Genomic DNA, 19,584 nt, shown 5'->3' with positions numbered 1-19,584 from the left:
GCACGTCAGGTCAACCCGGCGTGCGTGGTGGACGCGACCTCGACGACTTCGCCGTTCTCGTCGAGCTTCAACGCACCGGTGAGCAGGCCGACGACCTGGTTCATGCTGTGCGTCTTCGGCGACACCACGGCGACGCGCTTGCCGAGCCGGTGCACGTGGATCCGGTCGGCGATTTCGAAGACGTGCGGCATGTTGTGGCTGATCAGCACCACCGGCAGGCCGCGGTCGCGGATCCGGCCGATCAGCTCCAGCACCTTCGCGGATTCCGCGACACCCAGCGCGGCCGTCGGCTCGTCCATGATCACTGCTTTGCGGCCGAACGCCGCCGCGCGCGCCACCGCCACGCCCTGCCGCTGCCCGCCGGACAGCGTTTCCACCAGCTGGGTAATGGATTTGACCTTGATGCCGAGGTCGTCGAGGATCCGCTGCGCTTCGGTGCGCATGGTCGCGGTGTCGAGCTTGCGCAACCCGATGCCGAACGGTCCCTTGAGCCGCTTTTCCCGGCCGAGGAACATGTTCGACGCGATGTCCAGCGCGGGTGCGACGGCCAGATCCTGGTACACCGTCTCGATTCCGTAATGCCGGGCGTCCAAAGGGGACTTGAAGTGGACCGTCTTTCCGTCCACTTTGATCTCTCCGGCGTCCGGCACCACCGCGCCGGACAATGCCTTGATGAGACTGGACTTTCCGGCCCCGTTGTCGCCGACCACGGCGAGCACTTCGCCCGGGTAGAGGTCGAAATCGGCACCGTCGATGGCGGTGACCCGGCCGTAGCGCTTGACCAGGCCGCGCGCGGAAAGGGTGGGCTGCTGCTGCGTAGTGGTCATGACTGCTGCTGCCTCCGTGCGATCCGGTCCACGACTACCGCGGCGATCAGCAGCGCGCCGGTCGCCAGGTCCTGGTAGTTGCCGTCCACGCCCATCTGCGTCAGTCCCGAGCGCAGCACCGCGACGACCAGCGCGCCGAACAGCGTGCCCAGCACCGAACCGCGTCCACCGAACAGGCTCGTGCCGCCCAGCACCACCGCGGTGATCGAGTCGAGGTTGCCGAGCTGGAACTGGTTCGGGTCGGCGTTCGGCGTGCGGCCGAGCGCCTGCCACGCGGCGATGCCGAAGCACAGCCCGGCGACGAGATAGACCGACAGCACGGTGCGGTTGACCTTGATCCCGGACAGCCGCGCGGATTCCGGCGCGTTGCCGACGGCGTAAACGTGCTTGCCCCACGCGGTTTTCGTGAGCGCGTACCAGACAGCGAGGAACATGAGCAACGCGAGCGTCATGCCGTAGGTGATCGGGATGCCGCCGAAGAGGTAGCGCTTCGTGCCGAGCCAGGTGAGCAGCCCGTCGGACACCGGAACCGCCTGGCCGCCCGCGATCAGCTTCGCCACCGCGGTCAGGCCGGTGAACGTGCCGAGCGTGATGATGAAGGCGGGCAGCTTGATCCGGGTCGCGAGGGTGCCGATGAACAGGCCGACCACGACGGTCAGCACGACCCCGGCCAGCAGTGCGAAGAAAACGTTCGTGACCGCGGCGAGCTTGGCCATCACCAGCGTCGCCACGACCATCGACGACGCGTTGGAAAGGTCGATGCCCGCGATCAGGATGATCAGCGTCTGGCCGAGCGCGAGCGTGCCGACTACCAGCGATTGCTGGACCACTGTGGACAGATTGTCCAGGTCGAAAAAGGTGTCCGTGGCGAAGGAAAACACCAGGACCGCTACGACCAGCGCCAGCGCGGGGCCGACTGCCGGGGCGCGGAGGAAGAACTCGCCGAGCGTTTCGCGCTCGCGGTTGTTGACCGTCGCGCTCGTCATTTCCCGCCTCCCCAGCAGTTCTGCAGGCCCCACGCGGTGTCCTTGCTCGGAACTCCCGGCATCGGGTGGTCGGTGATCGCGGTCGAACCGGTGTTCACGAACCCGCTCGGCTTCTTGCCGGTCTTCGCGTACTCGACCGCCGCGAGCACGCCCTGTTCGGCCATCTTCCGCGGGAACTGCATCACGGTGACGGCGAACTGGCCGTTCTTGACGTTCTGCACGCCCTCGCAGCCGCCGTCGATCGAGCCGACGGTGAGCTGAGCGTTGAGGCCGCGCGCTTTCAGAGCCGCGTACGCGCCGCGGCCCATCGGCTCGTTCATCGTGTACACCGCGTTGAGATCGGTGGTCCGCTGCAAGAGGTTCTCCATGCCCTGCTGAGCGAGGCTCTGGTCGCCGTTGGCGTTGGTGTGGCCCTTGATCTCCGGCGCGCCGTCCTTGAGCCCGATGCCCTTGAGGAACCCGCCGTGCCGCTGGGTGTCGACCGAACTGCCCGCGGTGCCGTCGACCATCAGGAGCTTGGGAGCCGCGCCCTTCAGCGCCGCCTTGACGTACGCGCCCTGCTGCTCGCCCGCCGCGAAGTTGTCGGTGGCGAAGGTGGCGTCGACCGCGTCCGGCGGTTCGGTGGCGGTGTCGAGGGCGATCACCAGGATGCCGGCGTCGCGGGCGTCCTTGATCGCCTTGAGCACGCCGGTGGACGAACTCGGCGTGATCAGGATGGTGTTGACGCCCTGCTGCATCAGGTTCTCGATGGCGCGCACCTGGCCGTCGTTGTCGCCGTCGAACTGCCCGGCGAGCGCGCTGAACTCAGAGCCGTTGGCCTTGGCCGCGGCGGCCGCGGCACTGCGCAGTTCGACGAAGTACGGGTTGGTGTCCGTCTTCGTGACGAGGCCGACCTTGGCCTTGCCGCTGCCGCCGGTTTTGGAGCTGCCGCCCCAGTGGCGTTCGACGGTGCACCCGGTGGCGGAGACCGCGACAGCGGCCGCCAAAGCGAGTGCGGTGAGACTCCGGTGTCTCATGGAGATGCCCTCCGAATCGAGGTGCGAGCTTGCCGATGGACCGGAAGGTAGACAGACTCTGTGCTAGACGCAAGCGTTTGCGCAAACGCTTGCCAACGCTCCTGGTTTCGCTCTCCCGGTGAAGGACTGACATGCCGCGACCTCGCTCGACCCGCCCGACCCAGCGCGACATCGCCGAAATGGCGGGGGTCTCGATCACGACGGTGTCGCACGTCGTCAACGGCACGCGGGCGGTGGCCGAGGAAACGAAAGCCGCGGTGCTGCGGGCGATCGAGACCACCGGGTACACCGGCGACGCGATCGCGCGTTCGCTGGTCACCGGGGGTACGCGCTCGATCGGGATGGCGATCTCGCTGGTCGCGAACCCGTATTTCGCGGCACTGATGCACGCGATCGAGCGGGAGGCGTCGGCAAATGGATACACCGTGCTGCTGGCGGACACGCACGACACCGCGGGCACCGAACGGGACGTGGTGCGCGCGCTGCGGTCGCGGCGGGTCGACGGCCTGCTGATCACGCCCGCGCCCGGCGACGGGTCGGTGCTGGGCGAACTGGTGTCGCTGGACGTGCCGACCGTGCTGATGGACCGGCTCACCACCCGGACCGACATCGACCAGGTCGGCGCGGAGAACATCCAGGCGACCTCGGCGCTGACCGCGCATCTGGCGTCGCTGGGCCACCGCCGGATCGGGATGATCTCCGGCGCGCCGGGGCTGACGACGAGCGACGAACGCGTGCTGGGCTACCGGCTCGGCCTCGGCAGGTCGGGGTTGAGCTGGTCGCCGGACTTGGTGGCGTGTGGACAGTCCTCTCGCGACGGTGGCGGCTTGGCGTTGAGCACGCTGCTGGCGCTGCCGGATCCGCCGACCGCGCTGGTGGTGGCCAACGACAGCATGATGGTCGGCGTCCTGCACGAGGCGCGGCGGCGGGGTTTGCGGATCGGCAAGGACCTGCCGGTGGTGGTGTACGACGACGTCGAATGGGCCGACCTCGTGGACCCGCCGCTGACGACCATGGCCCAGCCGATCGACGAGATCGGCAGGCGAGCGGTGCAGCTGCTGCTGGCCCGGCTGGCGGATCCCGGACGGCCCGCCGAGACTGTGCGGTTGCCGCCGACGTTGCGGCACCGGGCTTCGTGCGGGTGCGGGTCTTGACTGCCCCGCGTAACCAGGCCCGCGGCCGTTCACTCACCTCAGTGATTCTCGAGACCCGATCGTCTCGGACCCTCTCTGGTGCGGCCCGACAGTGGCTACTGTTGGGTAGGTACCGACGACGAGGGCCGGGAAAATGACCGTTCTGGCGCCGGAGGTCCCCCACTGGGACCTGCCGGTCACCCATCGGTTCGGGGTGGCATTGGGGAGGCACGCCAGCCCGTACCACGACCAGCTGCTGCGTGCGATCCGCGGCGCTGCCGCACGCGCGGGTTGCGACCTGCTGCTGGCCGACACCAGCGACTGCCCGCGCGAGGAAGCCGAAGTGCTGCGCGCGCTGCGGGCGGATCGGGTGGACGGCGTCCTTCTGGTGCCCGCTCCAGGTGACGAGGCCGTCGTGAACGGACTCGTGCGCGCCGGCGTGCCGACGGTGCTGGTCGACCGGATCGCCGGACGCAACGACGTCGACCAGGTCGGGTCGGAGAACTTCCAGGCGATGTCCGCGCTGGTGGAACATTTGGCCGCGCGCCGGCACCGGCGGATCGCGTTGATCACCGGCACCGAGGGAACGACGGTGAGCGAAGAACGCGCCCTGGGCTACCGCCTTGGCCTGGGCCGAGCCGGACTGCGCTACCACCCGGAACTGGTCGCCTCCGGCCAATCCACCGCGGGCGGCGCGGCCCGAGCCGCCGCCAAACTCCTGGACGGCTGGCCTTCCCCGACGGCCTTGGTGGTCGCCGGGGAGGCAATGCTGATCGGAGTGCAGTGGGAAGCACACCGCCGAGGGATCCGGATCGGGTCGGAGCTGGCGGTCGTCGGCTACGGCGACATGGACTGGGCGCGCACGGTTTCGCCCGGCGTAACGACGATGGCGCAACCGATCTCGGAAATCGGCCGCCGAGCGGTGCAGCTGCTGCTGGCACGCTGCCGCGAGCCGGAACGTCGGCCGGAGTCCGTGCGCCTCGCGCCGCGCTTCTTGCACCGCGCTTCGTGCGGCTGCTGAGTTTCTAGAGCGTGGCGGCGGCTTCCAGCAGCATCCACCCTCCAATTTGGACAGACAAATCCCGCTCCGCCTTGCCCGGCGGTGTCGTTGCTGGCTTATCCCAGTACGCACTGAACAGCGGTCCGGTTTTCTCTTGTGCCGCCCCGTTCCAGCACGCTTCCGCTGATTTTTGCACCAGCCTCTTCGCCGTCTCCGCCTCCGGCCTTGGCAGCTTCTTCGCCGCGAGCGCCAGGTACCGGGCGGCGATCGCCGAGAAGAGGCCGCCGTCGCCACCGTCCGAACCGGGGAGAATCCCTTGCGGTGCCAGGTGCTTCTCGACTGCCCGAATGGTGCGGGCCGCGTCTTCCCACCGGGACTGTTCGAGGCAGGCACCGAGGTAAACGCCTTGGCAGTACGAGAAAATATGCTTGACGACTTCGCCGGTGTCCGCCCGGATCCCGTCCCAGACAAGGCCGGTCTCCGGGTCGACCAGAGTGTCGGTGAGCCATTGCGTCATGGCCCCGGCGCGTTCTTGATCACCCGTACGAGCGTGAAAGATAGCGGCAGGACCGTTGGCGGGGGTATTCTTGAAGGAGTCGCCTCGCCGCCACCAGATTCCCCCGCCAAGGTCTTCTGTCCAGCCTTCGTGCAGCCGTTTGTCGATAGCCTCGATCGCTTCGTCCACTGTGGATAGTCCGCTTTGGCGTACTCGCTGCAACGCTAGTCCTAGCCAGGCTATGTCGTCGTAGTAGTCGTTGACCCAAGAGCCGAAGTTGCGCCGGTGCACCGTCGCGATGAAGCGGTTGATCAGCCGCGCGCGCTCGTTGGTGGGGTGACGGAGTTGTGCGTCAACGAGGCTGTCGAGGAGGTGGGCTTGCCACCAGTAGTTCCAATGCCAGTGAAGCCGCTGGCTCACGGTAGGCGGCCAACCACTACGACCGAGGACGGTGCCAGGGAGAGCCCACAGGCGACGGAGATGCCTGGCACACACAGCCCGCTCCGCTGCGGCGGCCCGTTCAGCTGCGGCAGTACGGTCGGTTGCGGCTGCACGGTCGGTTGCGGTGGCACGGTCGGCTGCTACGGCCTGCTCGGCCGCGGTGGCACGATCGGCCGCGGCAGCACGGTCGGCTGCTGCGCCCTGCTCAGCCGCGGCAGCACGGTCGGCCGCGGCAGCATGGTCGGCTGCGGCAGCACGGTCGGCCGCAGCAGCACGCTCGGCCGATGTGGCCTGCTCAGCTTCGGCAACACGATCGGCCGCAGCAGCACGCTCGACCGATGTCGCCCGCTCGGCTGCAGCACGCTCAGCCACTGCAGCATGGTCGACCGCACCAGCCTGCTCGGTCGCGGCGGCTCGGTCGGCCGCCGTGGCACGCTCAACTGCGGCACCACGCTCGGCCGCGGCGGCACGGTCGGCCGCGGCGGCACGGTCGACTGGGCGGGTCGCACCGTTGGCTGAGTTTGCCGCGCCCTTGGCCGTCGCCGGACGCTCAGCGCGATCCGCCGCGCCCTCGGCCAGGTTTGCTGCGTCCCGGGCCGGGTTCGTCGCGCCTTCGGCAGCATTCGCCGAGCGCTCGGCCACCGCACGCTCAGCCGGACCCGCCGCATCCTCGGCCGCCTCTGCCGGATGATTGGCCGCGTTTCCTGCGGTCTTCGCCGGATTTGTCGCGCCCTCGATCGAGTTTGCCGCACGCTCAGCCGAGCCCACCGCGCCGTCAGCCGAGTTAGCCGCGGCTCCGGCCACCGGCGGACTCTCAACGGGATTCGCCACCCCCTCGGCCGGATCTGCCGTGTTCGCCGCATGCTCGGCCGGATTCGCCGCGCGATCAGCCGTCGCGTCCTCGTCCGCCGTTACTGCATTCCTGGCCGGGTTCGCCGCGCCTTCGGCAGCGTTCGCCGTGCGATCAGCCGCTGGACGCTCAGTCGGATCTGCCGCGCTCTGGGCTGCCTTTGCCGCGCGATCGGCCGCGCCGTCCGCCGCCTCGGCCGGATTTGCCGAGCCCTCGATCGCGTTCGTCGGATGAGCAGCCGACGTGCGATCGGTGGGATCGGCTGTGCGCGCCGGGTCCGGGTGGGATCCGTCGCCGTGTGCGGCGGGGTCGGCTGAATCGGCACTCATGAGGCGATTCTGCCTGCGCTGCGGGATACCTGCCTCTCCACGGCACTTCCCGGGAGAGTGACCATGAGGGGGCATCACCGCGGAATCACCAGGCCAGCGCAAAGTCTGGAGCGACGTGAGCGGCCATCGGGTCTCAACGGCGTAGCACCCGCCAGGGCGAGGGCGGTTACCAAGCCTGGGAGAGGTCCGCGTGTTGGCGGATCCATGCGTGCATCACGATGCCCGCCGCGACGCCTGCGTTGATTGATCTCGTGGTGCCGAACTGGGCGATGGACACCACTTTCGCCGAGTCCGTCTGTGCCGCCTCCGAAAGGCCCGGGCCCTCCTGGCCGAACAGCAGCAGGCATTTTCGCGGCAGCTCGGCGGTTTCCACCGGCTCGGCACCGGGCGTGTTGTCCACAGCTACCACCGTCAGATCCTCGGCCGTGGCGAAATTCAGGAGGCTTGCGACGTCCTCGTGGTGGCGGAGGTGCTGGTAGCGGTCCGTGACCATGGCACCTCGGCGGTTCCAGCGGCGGCGGCCGACGATGTGCACTTCCGCGGCGGCGAAGGCGTTCGCGGTGCGGACCACGGTGCCGATGTTGTGGTCGTGCTGGAAATTTTCGATCGCGACGTGGAACGGGTGCCGTCGGGTGTCCACATCGGACACGATGGCTTCGCGGCGCCAGTAGCGGTAGGCGTCGACCACGTTGCGGCGGTCGCCGTTGGCCAGGAGTTCGGGGTCGTAGCGCGGGTCGTCCGGCCAGGCGCCTGGCCAGGGACCTACTCCGACCTCCTCGCGGTTCGCCCACTCGGTGGGGCCCGCTTCGGGTTGTTCCGTCGTCACGAAGGACGATTGTCGCTCAGCCGAGGCTGACGCTGTGCGCCGGACTGTCGTCGTGGCGATGACGCCACCGCAGGTACGCGCCCAGGTACGAGATCACCAGCACCGCCAGTGCCACCACGACCACCGCCGGCAGCAGCGAGCGCGGGATCACCGTGCCGTAGAGGTAATACGCGTTGAACCCGCCGGGCAGATCGCCCAGGCCCTGCTGATGCCGGAAGAAATCCTCCAGCGCGGTGAGCGGGCACGGAATCGGCGTCACATTGACCAGCACGCCCCACATCGCGAAGAAAATGTGCACGAAAATGACCTTCGGCCAGCGCCACGCGAGGAAGCCGCCGAAGCCGATGAAGAGCAGGGCGAGGACATGCACCGCCACGGTGACATCGGCGAGAACGTGCGCGACCGTCGTGTCCACCTTCGCCCCCTTCCCAGTGCACCTACCAGCGACGTTACTCCGATTACCCGCCCCCGGAGCGGGAAATAGGGGGACCTGATGTGATGTTCGACCCACCGGAGCAACGAGTTCACCCGGCAGGTAGCGGAGGGATCACTCCGGGTAGGAGGCTCCTCGAAATACCCCCGCGAGGGGACCCAACGCGCGGTAAGCGACCTCGTTCCGTGTCCGTCGAGGGGAGTGCGAATCGGCGGAGAAAGCGGGCGGAAAGGCGGAAGGAAGTGAACGGACGCGGCGACGGCGGTCAAGCCACGCCCGGCCAGAGGGTGACCTCGCCGCTAGATGGGTCCGTTGCCTAGAGGTAAACCACATCATCGAAGGCAAGCCGGGGCAGCCCGCGTTCAGCCAGTGAACGCAGCCCCGTCGATGTCCGTCACCACCAGGCGGATTCGCGCGTCCGCCCACTTCGTCCCCTCGAGCACCTTCCGCACCTGCGCCTCGGCAGCCGTCAGCAACGGCGGCAGCGGCAATCGCAACGCCACCACCCGCACTTCCACCGACTCCGCGGTCAGATCCACCGACCCGCCAGCCGGATCGGTCGGGAGCCAGCTGATCTCCGCGGCGATGCTCGTCGCGGGGCGGAGGCCGTCGACCATCGCCAATGCGTCGGCCAGTCTTCCGGCCAGCGAACGCGAATCGGTCACCGCCGCCCCACTTCGATGTCCAAAATGGACACTCGGACGGCGTCCACTGGACGACCGGTCTGCGCGAGGACCTCCCGGGACACCGCTCGTTGCACGGCGCGGCCCACGGCGGCGGCTTGGTCCGCGCCCGAGATGACCACGTCGACCTCGACGGTCAGGCTGTCCTCGTGAGCGCGGACCCGGACGCCGTCCGCAGGAGCCGGTTCCAGGCCCTTCCAGCGGTGCCGGGCTTCGCGCGCCCAGGCGGTCGCCAGCCCGCGCAGGCCGGGTTCCAGGCGCACGACTCCGGCGGTTTCGGCGGCCGCGCGGGCGGCGACGCTCGCGATCACCGGCGCGGCGACCACGTATTCGGCGGTCATTCCCCGTCCTCGTACACGTCTTCCACCAGCAGATCCAGGCTGACCAGCGAAATACCCACCCGGGCAGTCGCGGCAGCGGTCACCAGTTCTCGTACGCGAGCCAACGTTTCCGCGCCGCCGGTGTTCCCGAGCCGCGCCGCGAGGGTGAGTTGGACCTCGACCTGGGCCGCGCCGGAAGCGTCGACGCCGACCTTCCGCACCCGGACCCGGCGGGCGCGGACGTTGCCCGCGGAGTCGGCGGCATACCGGAGCACGACCGCGACGGCCTGCTCGCTCACTTCGACGGAGCCCGGCTCAGCCGCGGAGAGATCGAGCATCTGGCCGCGGCGCACTTCCGCGCGGACGGCCGACATGATCCGGCCGAACAGGTCCGGCGGGGTCGGGTCGGGCTCGTCGATCAGCTCCTGCGTCGCCGAGCGCAGGGCCAGCAGGCTTTCCCGCGCGGTGCGGCAGTGGACGCACTCCGCCTGGTGGTCGTCGGCCTCGTCCAGATTCTCCCAGACCGTTTCCAGTTCCCGGCCGCATGGCAATTCGTAGTCCTGGTTCACCTCCACGGCTTCATCACCTCCGCCAGCTGCGCACGGGCCCGGGCAATCCGCCCCCGGACCGCGGTGGGGTTCGCGCCGACGATCTCGCTGATCTCGTCGTACGACCGGCCGTGCACCTCACGCAACAGCCAGCACGCCCGCTGCTGCGGGGTGAGCGTCTGAAGCGCCTCGTCGAGCGCCGCGAGCTGGCCGCTGACCTGCGCCGCGTGTTCGGGCTGAGTGTCGCGCCGCGGGGATTCGGCCAGGTCGAGGTCGACGTCGGCCTGCGGGCGGCGCGCCCGGATCACGTTGAGGCAGCGGTTGGTCGTTCCGCGGTACAGCCAGCCGACGAACGCGTTGTCGTCGTTCAGCTGTGCCAGCTTCCGCCACGCGCCGAGGAACGCTTCCTGCACTACGTCCTCGGCGTCGCCGCGGTGATGCAGCATTTTCAGGGCGAGCCGGAACATCGGGCCCTGATAACGCTGCACGAGCTCTTCGTAGGCGCGCACGTCGCCGTCTCGCGCACGGCCGACGAGGGTGGCGTCGTCGAGCGGGACACTTGTCGTGGTCACGGCACCCCCTTCCGTCAGGGGGACACCGGGAGGCGGGCATTCGTCACGCACGCATTGTGAGTGACAGTGCTCACTCTCGCTCGCGCAAGCGCTCAGCTGAGCCCGAGGTCGTCCTTGTTCAGCAGGTACCGGTACTCGAGCCCGGCCTTCTCGATGGCTTCGCGCGCGCCGGTGTCGCGGTCGACGACCGTCGCCACGCCGACCACGGTGGCCCCGCCCTCGCGCAGCGCCTCGACCGCGGTGAGCACGCTGCCGCCGGTGGTGGAGGTGTCCTCGACGGCCAGCACCCGCTGCCCGCGCACCTCCACGCCCTCGATCCGGCGCTGCATCCCGTGTTCCTTGATCGCCTTGCGGACGACGAACGCGTCGAGCACCACGCCCTCGGCGGCGGCGGAGTGCAGCATCGCCAGCGCCACCGGGTCCGCGCCGAGGGTGAGCCCGCCGGCGGCGACGTAGTCCCAGTCAGCGGTGAGCTGCCGCAGCAGCTTGCCGATCAGCGGGGCGGCCGCGTGCTGCAGCGTCGCCCGCCGGAGGTCGACGTAGTAGTCGGCTTCCTTGCCCGAGGCCAAGGTGACCTTGCCGTGCACGACGGCCAGTTCGCTGACCAGCCTGGCCAGTTCGAGTTTCGCAGTTTGATCCAACCCGGGGTACGCCACGGCCGAGAGTCTTACACACGGCACCGACAACTTCCGCGCGTCACTCCCCGGTCGCGACGGCCGTCACCGGACGCGTCCGCGTCGCCACCCAAGCGGGCAGGATCGCGGCGAGGAACGCCAGCACGATCGCGGTCGCGATGATCACCAGGTAGACCGACACCGGGCCCTCCGGGAGCACCCGGCCGGTCGCGACGAGACAGAACGGCACGATCGCGCCCGCCGACACCGCGGTGCCCAGCAGAATGCCGATCGCGGCGATCAGGCCGCCTTCGCCCGCGGCCATCCGCAGCACCTGGCCGCGGGTGAACCCGCCGAGCCGCTGCAGGCCGAACTCCCTCCGCCGCCGCGAAGTGGCCATGACCAGGGTGTTCACCACGGAGATCACCGTGTAGCCGACGATCATGCCGACCAGCAGGTAGTTCACCCACGCGCCGGTCTCGTCGCTTTTGGCGTTCGCGGCGGCCAGTGTGCTCCGGTCGCCGACGGACACCGGGAGACCGGCGGTCGCGGCGGTCAGGCTTCGCGTCAATCGGGCCTGGTCGACGCCGGGCGCGGCGCGGACGAGCACCTGCCGGGCGAGACCGGACGTGGTGTGCCCGGCGAGCAGATCGGCGGGCAGCAGGAGCTGTTCGGCTCCCGGCCGCTGGTGCACGATCGCGACGATGCGAAGGGTCCGGTCGCTCCCGTCGCCGAGACGGAGCGTGACGGACTCGCCGACCGACCGGGAGACCTCGGCGGTGTCCGGCAACGCGATCGTTTCGCCGGTGAGCTCGGCGAGGTTGCCGTGGACGACCGTGGCGGCGTTGGTCGACGCGTCGGTCAGGCCGAGTGCCGGATAGCCCTTTTTGGTCTGGTTGTCGTCGAACGGCGCGATGAGGTAGGCGCGGCTGGTGACGTACGGCGAGGCCGCCGCGACGCCGTCCGCGTGCCGGATTCGGTCGATCGCCTCGGGAGAAACCCCGGTGGGGCCAGCGACAACCGCGTCGGCGCGGAGGTCTTCGGCGAAGGCCTGTGCGGAAGCGGCGGTAGTCGTGGTCTGCAGGTAGATGTTGGCGGTCGCGATGCCGACGGCGAGCATGATCGGCGTGACCGCGCCGGCGACCCGGGTGGCCGCGTTGCGCGTGTTGGTGATCGCCAGCCAGCCGGTGACGCCGCTGACCAGGCGCATCGGGCCCTGCAGCAGGATCGCGGTCAGCTTCGTGACGCCCGGGCTGATCATCGCGACGCCGATCGCCCACAACATCACCGCCGGACCGGCCGTGCTCGCCGCGATGGGTCCCGTCATCACCGCGAGCGTGACGATGCCCAGCGCGGTCCCGCCGCCGAAGCACAGCAGCGCGATGATCAGCCGCAGCGGCGTCAGCCAGCCACGCGGCACGGAGGCCTCGGCGAGTGCCTCGGTCGGCCGGATGCGCCCGACGCGGAATCCGGCCACCAGCGCGGAAATCCCGACCGCGAGCAGCGTCGCGCCCGCCGCGATGAGCATCGGGATCCAGCCCTGGTGGAATTGCACGGCGGGCGAAATGAACCCGCCCGAGGTGAACTGGTCGAACAGCCATCGGCCGAACACCGGGCCCAGCGCGGCCGCGACTCCGGTCGCGAGCACGCCGATGACCAGCGCTTCGCCGAGAACCATGCGCCGCAGCTGCCGCGGAGTCGTGCCGATCGCGCGCAGCAGAGCCAATTCCCGCTGCCGCTGGCGCACCGACAGCATCAACGTGCTGGCGATGACGAACACCGCGACCGAAATGGACAGTCCGCCCGCGACACCGGACAGCGGGATCAGCCGGCCACCGCTCGCTTGCGCCTCCGGGAATTCGGCGAGTCCGCGCTCATCCCCAGTCAGCACGGACACCCCGGAACCGAGCTGCAAGGCGGCCGGATTGTCGGTGACGACGCCGAAATAGTCGACCTTTCCCGGGTGTCCGGAAAGCTGATCGGCCACGTCGTCGGCGAAGAACACGCCGGAACTGTCCACCGTCCGAGCAACCCGGTAACGGCTGATCTTCCCTTGCACCGCAAGCTCAACCGTGCTCCCGGCTGACACACCGCTGGCGGCCGGAAGGACCACTTCGTCGGCTCGGGGCGCGGGACCGGGCAGCCGAGCGGATTCCCAGCCGTGCGCGACGAGCGGCTGTTTGCCCAGCGATACCGGGAAATTCACCTCACCGACCACAGTGGACACCCCAGGCGTCGCGGCGATCTTCTCCGCGAGCGACCGGTCCAACCTGACCCGCTCCGGCAGCGCGACCGACTGCGTCTTGGGCTTGTCGGAATGCTTCCGCAGCTCGAAATCCTGTTGTCCGGCAACGACCGCCGACGCCCAAGCCAGCCGATGCGGCGGCGTGGCGGACCGGATTCCGGTCTCCATCAGACCGGCGCAGGCGGACACGATCACCGCGCCGAGGAACGCGGCCACGAACGCCGCGACGAACCCGCCGGTGCGGAAACGCAAGGTGCGCAAAGCAAGACTGAACATCAGAAGCCGCCCACCGGCATCCGGTCGGCCCACGCGCCGAGGTGCGTCATGCGTTCCGCGACCGCCGTCGCGGTCGGCCGGTGCAGTTCTCCGGCGACGCGGCCGTCCGCGAGGAAGACGACGCGGTCCGCGTACGAGGCCGCGACCGGGTCGTGCGTCACCATCACGACGGTCAGCCCGCCGCGCACCGATTCCGACAGCAGGCCGAGGATTTCGCCCGCGGTGCGGGTGTCGAGCGCGCCGGTCGGTTCGTCGGCGAACAGCACGGCCGGACGGCTGACCAGCGCGCGAGCGATCGCCACCCGCTGCTGCTGGCCGCCGGAAAGCTGGCCCGGCAGATGCTTGCGCCGGTCGCTCAGTCCGACGTGCCCGAGCATCTCGGCGACGCGGCGGCGGTCCGCCCGGCGGCCGACCAGCCGCAGCGGCAGCACAACGTTCTGCTCGACGGTCAGCGCGGGCAGCAGGTTGAACGCCTGGAAGACGAACCCGACCTTGTCCCGGCGCAGCTTCGTCAGCTGCGTTTCGGAGAGCTTGCCCAGTTCCTGGTCGTCGAGCAGGACCGAACCGCTCGTCGGCCGGTCGAGACCAGCCGCGCAGTGCAGGAACGTGCTCTTGCCCGAGCCCGACGGGCCCATCACCGCGGTGAACCCGCCGCGCGGAAACGACAGGCTCACCCCGTCCAGCGCCGTGACCCGGCCGTATTCCTTGCGGACGGATTCGAGCCGCACCGCTTCCCCAGTCGCCATGGGGAAAACGCTATGGCCTGCCGGGGGAAAACACCCTGGGGCGCACACGCCGGGACGGGGTAGGGCTGTCCCTACCTCTCAGGTGCGGCGGCGGTTGCCGAACCCGCCGGCGAGCTTGCGCAGCACCGGGCGCGGGAGCAGTCCGCCGATCCCGACCAGGGCTTTGTACTGCAGGCTCGGCACCGAGATCACCTTGCCGCGGCGCAGGTCGGCGAGGGCTTCGTCGACCACCTGGGCCACCTCCAGCCAGAACGCCTTCGGCCCTTCCCTCCGCAGACCCGCGCGCTCGTGGAACTCGGTGTAGGTGAAGCCAGGGCACAGCGCCATCATCCGCACGCCCTTCGGCAGCGACATCGCGATGCCCTCGGTGAACGACGTGACCCAGTTTTTGCTGGCGGTATAGGTCGAGCCGCGTCCCGAGAAGAAGCCCGCGACGCTGGAGACGTTGATGACGTCGCCGCGGCCGCGTTCGACCATGCCCGGCAGCGCCGCCCGGGTCAGCTGCAGCACGGCGGTCACGTTCACGTCGAGCTGCCGCTGCAGGTCCTCGGCAGGGATCTCCCAGAACTCGCCGCTCAGCCCGAAGCCCGCGTTGTTCACCAGCAGGTCGACCGGCTGGGTTTCGAGCAGCTCGGCGACGCGGCGGCGTCCGTCCACTTCGGACAGATCGGCGGACAGGACGGTCACCTCGACGCCGTGCTGCGCGCGCAGCTGCCCGGCCAGCGCGGTCAGCCGTCCCTCGTCCCGGGCGACCAAGACGAGGTCGTGCTTGTCGGCGGCGAGCCGGCGCGCGAATCCGGCTCCGATGCCCGCGGTGGCTCCGGTGATCAGGGAAGTGGTGGTCATGTGGGTGAAGCTACCCGTTTTTCGGCTGCGTTCGCCCTGGTGGCGCAGTATGGTCCGGCGCATGGGCAAGCACACCAAGCGGACGCCCGGATATCTGCCCCGGATGGCCGCCGGTGCGGCGCCCCTCGCTCTGTTGCTCGCCGGCCCGGCCGCGGCGCTGGCGGACACCCCGCGCGGGGAATTGCCGCTCGACCTGCACCAGCACGGTTCCTCCTCCGACCTCCAGTTCACCCGCGACGAGACGCTCGCGACGCGCGACCTGCCCGCGTCCGCCGCGTCGGACCTGCACCAGGCACTCGCCCCGGACGCCGCGGGCCAGTCCCAGACTCACGACCTGCGCGTCGGCGACGCGGTCCGCACGGTCACCGGCAACGGCCTCGGCGTACACCACACGCAACCGTTCGCCGGTGCCCACGTGGCCGGTCTGGACCAGTCGATGCGGCACGGCGTCCAGCTGCCGCACGGTGTTGACGCGCTGTCAGCCAGCAAGACCGCGGCCGAGACCGGGCTGGCCGGCCGCTTCTCCGGCGACCTGATGGGCGGCACCCGCGTCGAACGCACCTCAGCCGACGCCGTCGACCTCGGCCCGGCGGGTTCGGTGGTCGCGAACTCGGACGAGAGCGTGCTCGGCCAGTTCACCGGGAAGCTCGACGTGGCCCGGCTGGAGTCGACCGAACGGCACAGCGTGTCCGGCGACCTCGGCCCGGTCCACACGCTGGCCGCGATGGGCCAATCGACCGAGGAGCGCACGGAACGGTTCCACGGCGAACTGTCGGCGGCGGACATCGCGGCGGTGCGGGGGAGCGGTGCTTCTACTCTCGGTGTGCCGGTTACGCGGAGCCAGCACGTGGAGGCTGAGGTGCTGGGCAATCCGGTCATCGACAACGGGTGGACGGTTTCCGGGCCTCCGTTCACCTTCTCGCCCGGATGAGTTCATCGACTCGCCGAGTCCCCTTTCGGCAACCGAGTCCCACCGTTTCCGGATCGTGAAACGGCCCTCCGCTCGGGCCGTCCAGAGCTGCCGGTAGTCACCCGTTTGCCCTAAGCACGGTCGAGGCTCCTTTACCCACCGTGGTTATCCGGCGGAGGAATCCAGGCTCGACCTGGTGGGGCTGGCCCCGGGAGAGTCCCCAGCGGGGCGCGCGCATCCGCTTGGATAGCCTGCGGGGCGTGGTCGACCTCGAATCCGTTGCCGCCGAAAAGGCGTCGCCGACAGCTATCGGCAAGAGCCAGGCCGGGCGTCGGGCTCGGTTGCTCGCTGCGGTTTTCGGGATCGCCGGCGCGATTCTCGCGATCGCGGTCCCGTTCCTGCCCGTCACGCTCGAGCAAACCACCCTCGACTGGCCGACCGCCCAGGGCACCAGAGCGGTGTCCGCCCCGCTGACCGCGCAGGCGCCGATCTCGCTCGACGCGAAGGTTCCGTGCGCGACCGCGCGGGCGCTCGACGCACGCACCGACGGCAACGCCGTGCTGTTCAGCACCAACCCGCCGAGCTCCGGCATCGGCGTCGTCACCGGGATGGCCCTGCAGGTCGGCGACGGGCAGCTCACGCTCTCCTCCCAGGGCCAGCAGCTCGGCTCGGCCCCGCTCGGCGAGGGCGACTGCACCATCACCGTGCATTCCGACCCGCAGCACACGACCGCGTCCGTCGGCGGCACCCGGCTGGCCGACGTCAGCGACGACCACCGGCCGCAGCTCACCGGCTTCTTCTCCGACCTCACCAACCAGGACGACACGCACGGCCTCTCCGTCTCCGCGCAGGTCGACAACCGCTGGGCCAGCACCGCGACCGGCATCAAACTGGCCGCCATCGTGCTGTCGGTCCTCTGCTTCATCGGCGCGGTACTGGCGCTGTACCGCCTCGACCGGCTCTCCGGCCGGCGCGCGCCCCGGCTGGCCGCGCGCGGCTGGTGGAAGCTGAAATTCCTCGACATAGCCGTGCTCGACACGCTCGTCGTCTGGTGGCTCATCGGCGCGATGACCGCCGACGACGGCTACTTCACGACCATGGCGCGCGTCCGCGGCGACGCCGGGTACATCGGCGAGTACTACCGGTGGTTCGCCGCGCCGGACGCGCCGATGGCGTGGTTCGTCGACGTCTACGCGGCGATGGCCAAGGTCAGCACGCTCACGCCGTGGATGCGGCTGCCGTCGCTGTTGATGGGCGTCGCCTGCTGGATGCTGATCAGCCGGGGCGTGCTGCCGCGGCTTGGCAGGCAGGTGCGGATCAGCAGCGCGGCCGGCTGGGCGGCGGGCGCGGTCTTCCTCGCCTTCTGGCTGCCCTACGACAACGGCCTGCGCCCGGAGAACCTGGTCGCGCTGCTGTCGCTGATCTCGATCTGCACCGTCGAACGCGCGGTCGCGACGCGCCGGCTGGGCCCGGCGGCGATCGGGCTGACCGTCGCGGCGCTGTGCGTATCAGTCAACCCGCACGGGCTGATGGCCGTGCTGCCGTTCGTGGTCGGGCTGAAGCCGCTGGCGAAGATCGTGCTGCGGCACGCGCGGCAGTTCGGCTGGGTGCCGGTGCTCGCGCCGATCGCCGCCGCCGGCCTGGTGATTCTCGCGCTGATCTTCTGCGACCAGACCCTGCGCGGCGCGCTGGAATCGGTGCGGCTGCGGTCGTCGCTCGGGCCGACCGGCTCCTGGTACGACGAGCTGGACCGGTACTCGATGCTGTTCAGCAACGGCCCGGACGGCTCCATGACGCGCCGGTTCCCGGTGCTGTTGATCTTCCTGTGCCTGGCTACCTGCGCGGTCGTGCTGCTGCGGCGGGGCAACATCCGCGGCGCCGCGCTCGGCCCGAGCCGCCGGCTGCTCGGCATCAGCGCACTGTCCTTTGTGGTCTTGGCGCTGGCCCCGACCAAGCACACGCACCACTTCGGCATGATGGTCGCGGTCGGCGGCCCGCTCGCCGCGCTCACCGCGTTGTCGACGAGTACGACGGTGCTGCTGTCGCGCCGCAACCGTTCGGCGTTCTTCGCCGGGCTGATGGTGATCGTCGCGCTGGCGTCCACCGGTCCGAACGCCTGGTGGTATGTCTCGGCGTGGGGCGTGCCGTGGTTCGACCTGCCGCCGCAGATCTTCGGCATCAAGCTGAGCACGATGGCGCTCGTCGCGGCCGCGGTCGCGCTGGCGATCGCCGCGATCGAGCACATGAAGCACAACGAGCACGAACCGTTCGTGCCGCCCGCGCCGGTGCCGCGGTCCGACCTGGAGAACCGCGGCCGCGCGCTGCGGCTCGGCCTCGCGCCGCTGTCGACGGTGTGCGCGATCCTGGTGCTGTTCGAGATCGGCAGCATCGCGAAGGGCATCCAGAAGCGCTGGGACACCTACAACATGGGTGCCGACAACATCCGCCAGCTGGCCGGGCAGAGCTGCGGGCTGTCCGACTACATCAAGGTCGAGCGCGATCCGAAGGCCGGGCTGCTGGAAGCCGCGCCGCAGCAACCGAGCAGTGCCGCGCCGGGCTGGCAGGTGCCCGCCGACGCCGCCCGCGGGACCACCCCGCAGGACTGGCTGACCAGCACCCAGAAGGGTTTCGTCACCAACGGCGGGCTGCCGACCGAGAACGCCGACAGCTGGAACCCGCCGTACCAGCTCGGCAAGGACGGCGCGCCGATCTGGGGCAGCTACCGCAAGTCCGGCGACGGCGCGGGCGACCTGCGCACCCAGTGGTACTCGATCCCGGAGCGGGCGCGCGACGGTTCGGTGCCGATCGTGGTCGCCCTCGCCGGCAAGGCCGACGATCCGAACTCGCTGACCGCGGAATTCGGCAAGAACACCCCCGCCGGGTTCGAGGTGCTCAGCCGCGAGCAGCTCAACGCGAAGAAGAAGGACACCAACTGGCGCGACGCGCGGGTCAGCGTGCCCGAGGGCGCGGACCAGGTGCGGATCGTGGCGAAGGCACGCGGGCTCGGCAGCGAGGGCTGGGTCGCGTTCAGCGCGCCGCGGGCGCCGAAGATCGCGAAGATGACCGACGTGGTCGGGCAGGACCCGGTGTTCCTGGAGTGGGCCGCCGCCGCGCAGCACCCGTGCCTGCGCCCGTCGTCGATCCACAACGGCATCGCCGAGGTGCCGAAGTACCGGATCAGCGCGGGCGACGACCTGCGCACGGTCGGCCGGTACTGGTCCTCGCCGGCGGGCGGCGGCCCGTTCGTGTGGATGAACGCGAGCACCCAGATGCAGGCGCTGCCGACGTATTTGGAAGGCGACGTCGATCGGGACTGGGGAACGCTGTACGAGGTGACGCCGGAGGTCTCGAACGCGCTTCCGGCGTCGGCGGCGTTGCATCAGCAGTCGGTGACGCATTCGGGGATCTGGTCGCCTGGTCCGCTGGCCAAGCCCGCCAACCCGACTGGCGAGTCGTGAGTCCGGGTGGGGAATCTTGATTACCTCAG

The 19,584-nt window shown here is 69.9% G+C and carries 18 protein-coding genes; 4 read left to right on the top strand and 14 right to left on the bottom strand.

Annotated features, from left to right (window positions below; translation table 11 throughout):
• Positions 1-5: 5 nt before the first annotated feature.
• Genes F9C12_RS24915 through F9C12_RS24905 form a run of 3 tightly spaced genes read right to left on the bottom strand, consistent with a single transcriptional unit; the run spans position 6 to position 2,829 of the window.
• Positions 6-827, bottom strand: a complete 822-nt coding sequence (locus F9C12_RS24915; RefSeq protein ID WP_409184248.1) for an ATP-binding cassette domain-containing protein — start codon at positions 825-827, stop codon at positions 6-8.
• Positions 824-1,813: an ABC transporter permease gene (locus tag F9C12_RS24910; protein WP_409462000.1), complete on the bottom strand. Its 990-nt coding sequence runs from the start codon at positions 1,811-1,813 to the stop codon at positions 824-826. The genes F9C12_RS24915 and F9C12_RS24910 overlap by 4 nt, the downstream gene beginning before the upstream one ends.
• A complete protein-coding gene (locus F9C12_RS24905) occupies positions 1,810-2,829 on the bottom strand; it encodes a substrate-binding domain-containing protein (RefSeq protein WP_409461999.1) in 1,020 nt (339 codons plus the stop codon). The genes F9C12_RS24910 and F9C12_RS24905 overlap by 4 nt, the downstream gene beginning before the upstream one ends.
• 131 nt (positions 2,830-2,960) lie before the next feature.
• On the opposite strand from F9C12_RS24905, the gene F9C12_RS24900 reads away from it, so the two are divergent.
• Both F9C12_RS24900 and F9C12_RS24895 read left to right on the top strand, forming a co-directional pair.
• Complete coding sequence (locus F9C12_RS24900) at positions 2,961-3,983, top strand: LacI family DNA-binding transcriptional regulator (RefSeq protein WP_409184245.1); 1,023 nt, start codon at positions 2,961-2,963, stop codon at positions 3,981-3,983.
• A 133-nt stretch (positions 3,984-4,116) separates the two neighbouring features.
• The gene (locus F9C12_RS24895) at positions 4,117-4,983 is read left to right on the top strand and encodes a LacI family DNA-binding transcriptional regulator (RefSeq protein WP_409461998.1); all 867 of its coding nucleotides are present in this window, start codon (positions 4,117-4,119) and stop codon (positions 4,981-4,983) included.
• A gap of 4 nt (positions 4,984-4,987) precedes the next feature.
• On the opposite strand, the gene F9C12_RS24890 is transcribed toward F9C12_RS24895, so the two are convergent.
• The 11 genes from F9C12_RS24890 to F9C12_RS24840 all read right to left on the bottom strand — a co-directional run bounded on the left by F9C12_RS24890 (position 4,988) and on the right by F9C12_RS24840 (position 15,187).
• A complete protein-coding gene (locus tag F9C12_RS24890; RefSeq protein WP_409467067.1) occupies positions 4,988-5,953 on the bottom strand; it encodes a glycoside hydrolase family 76 protein in 966 nt (321 codons plus the stop codon).
• Positions 5,954-7,244: 1,291 nt separating this feature from the next.
• Positions 7,245-7,904, bottom strand: a complete 660-nt coding sequence (locus F9C12_RS24885; RefSeq protein ID WP_409461997.1) for a TrmH family RNA methyltransferase — start codon at positions 7,902-7,904, stop codon at positions 7,245-7,247.
• A gap of 16 nt (positions 7,905-7,920) precedes the next feature.
• Positions 7,921-8,319, bottom strand: coding sequence for a DUF2784 domain-containing protein (locus tag F9C12_RS24880; RefSeq protein WP_409184242.1), 399 nt, complete (start codon positions 8,317-8,319; stop codon positions 7,921-7,923).
• A gap of 380 nt (positions 8,320-8,699) precedes the next feature.
• Positions 8,700-9,002: a hypothetical protein gene (locus F9C12_RS24875; protein ID WP_409461996.1), complete on the bottom strand. Its 303-nt coding sequence runs from the start codon at positions 9,000-9,002 to the stop codon at positions 8,700-8,702.
• The gene (locus tag F9C12_RS24870) at positions 8,999-9,361 is read right to left on the bottom strand and encodes an Asp23/Gls24 family envelope stress response protein (protein WP_409461995.1); all 363 of its coding nucleotides are present in this window, start codon (positions 9,359-9,361) and stop codon (positions 8,999-9,001) included. Before F9C12_RS24870 ends, F9C12_RS24875 begins: the two co-directional genes overlap by 4 nt.
• Positions 9,358-9,915: an Asp23/Gls24 family envelope stress response protein gene (locus tag F9C12_RS24865; protein ID WP_409184239.1), complete on the bottom strand. Its 558-nt coding sequence runs from the start codon at positions 9,913-9,915 to the stop codon at positions 9,358-9,360. The genes F9C12_RS24870 and F9C12_RS24865 overlap by 4 nt, the downstream gene beginning before the upstream one ends.
• Positions 9,906-10,460: an RNA polymerase sigma factor gene (locus F9C12_RS24860; protein ID WP_409184238.1), complete on the bottom strand. Its 555-nt coding sequence runs from the start codon at positions 10,458-10,460 to the stop codon at positions 9,906-9,908. Before F9C12_RS24860 ends, F9C12_RS24865 begins: the two co-directional genes overlap by 10 nt.
• A gap of 92 nt (positions 10,461-10,552) precedes the next feature.
• On the bottom strand, positions 10,553-11,116 hold the full coding sequence (pyrE, locus tag F9C12_RS24855; RefSeq protein ID WP_037716211.1) for an orotate phosphoribosyltransferase: 564 nt from the start codon (positions 11,114-11,116) through the stop codon (positions 10,553-10,555).
• 40 nt (positions 11,117-11,156) lie between these two features.
• Complete coding sequence (locus tag F9C12_RS24850; protein ID WP_409461994.1) at positions 11,157-13,580, bottom strand: ABC transporter permease; 2,424 nt, start codon at positions 13,578-13,580, stop codon at positions 11,157-11,159.
• A gap of 14 nt (positions 13,581-13,594) precedes the next feature.
• Positions 13,595-14,341 carry an ABC transporter ATP-binding protein gene (locus tag F9C12_RS24845; protein ID WP_409461993.1) on the bottom strand — a complete coding sequence of 249 codons (747 nt, stop codon included), beginning with the start codon at positions 14,339-14,341 and terminating at the stop codon, positions 13,595-13,597.
• Between the two features lie 78 nt (positions 14,342-14,419).
• A complete protein-coding gene (locus F9C12_RS24840) occupies positions 14,420-15,187 on the bottom strand; it encodes an SDR family NAD(P)-dependent oxidoreductase (RefSeq protein ID WP_409184234.1) in 768 nt (255 codons plus the stop codon).
• Between the two features lie 61 nt (positions 15,188-15,248).
• Here F9C12_RS24840 and F9C12_RS24835 point away from each other — a divergent pair, with 61 nt between their 5' ends.
• Both F9C12_RS24835 and F9C12_RS24830 read left to right on the top strand, forming a co-directional pair.
• Complete coding sequence (locus tag F9C12_RS24835; RefSeq protein WP_409461992.1) at positions 15,249-16,118, top strand: hypothetical protein; 870 nt, start codon at positions 15,249-15,251, stop codon at positions 16,116-16,118.
• Positions 16,119-16,357: 239 nt separating this feature from the next.
• Positions 16,358-19,555, top strand: a complete 3,198-nt coding sequence (locus tag F9C12_RS24830) for an arabinosyltransferase domain-containing protein (protein WP_409461991.1) — start codon at positions 16,358-16,360, stop codon at positions 19,553-19,555.
• The last annotated feature ends 29 nt before the right edge of the window (positions 19,556-19,584 follow it).

This window comes from Amycolatopsis sp. GA6-003, from assembly GCF_046267895.1.
Classification (GTDB): domain Bacteria; phylum Actinomycetota; class Actinomycetes; order Mycobacteriales; family Pseudonocardiaceae; genus Amycolatopsis.
Note: the sequence above shows the minus strand (reverse complement) of the source record. Positions and strands in the feature narration are given on the sequence as shown.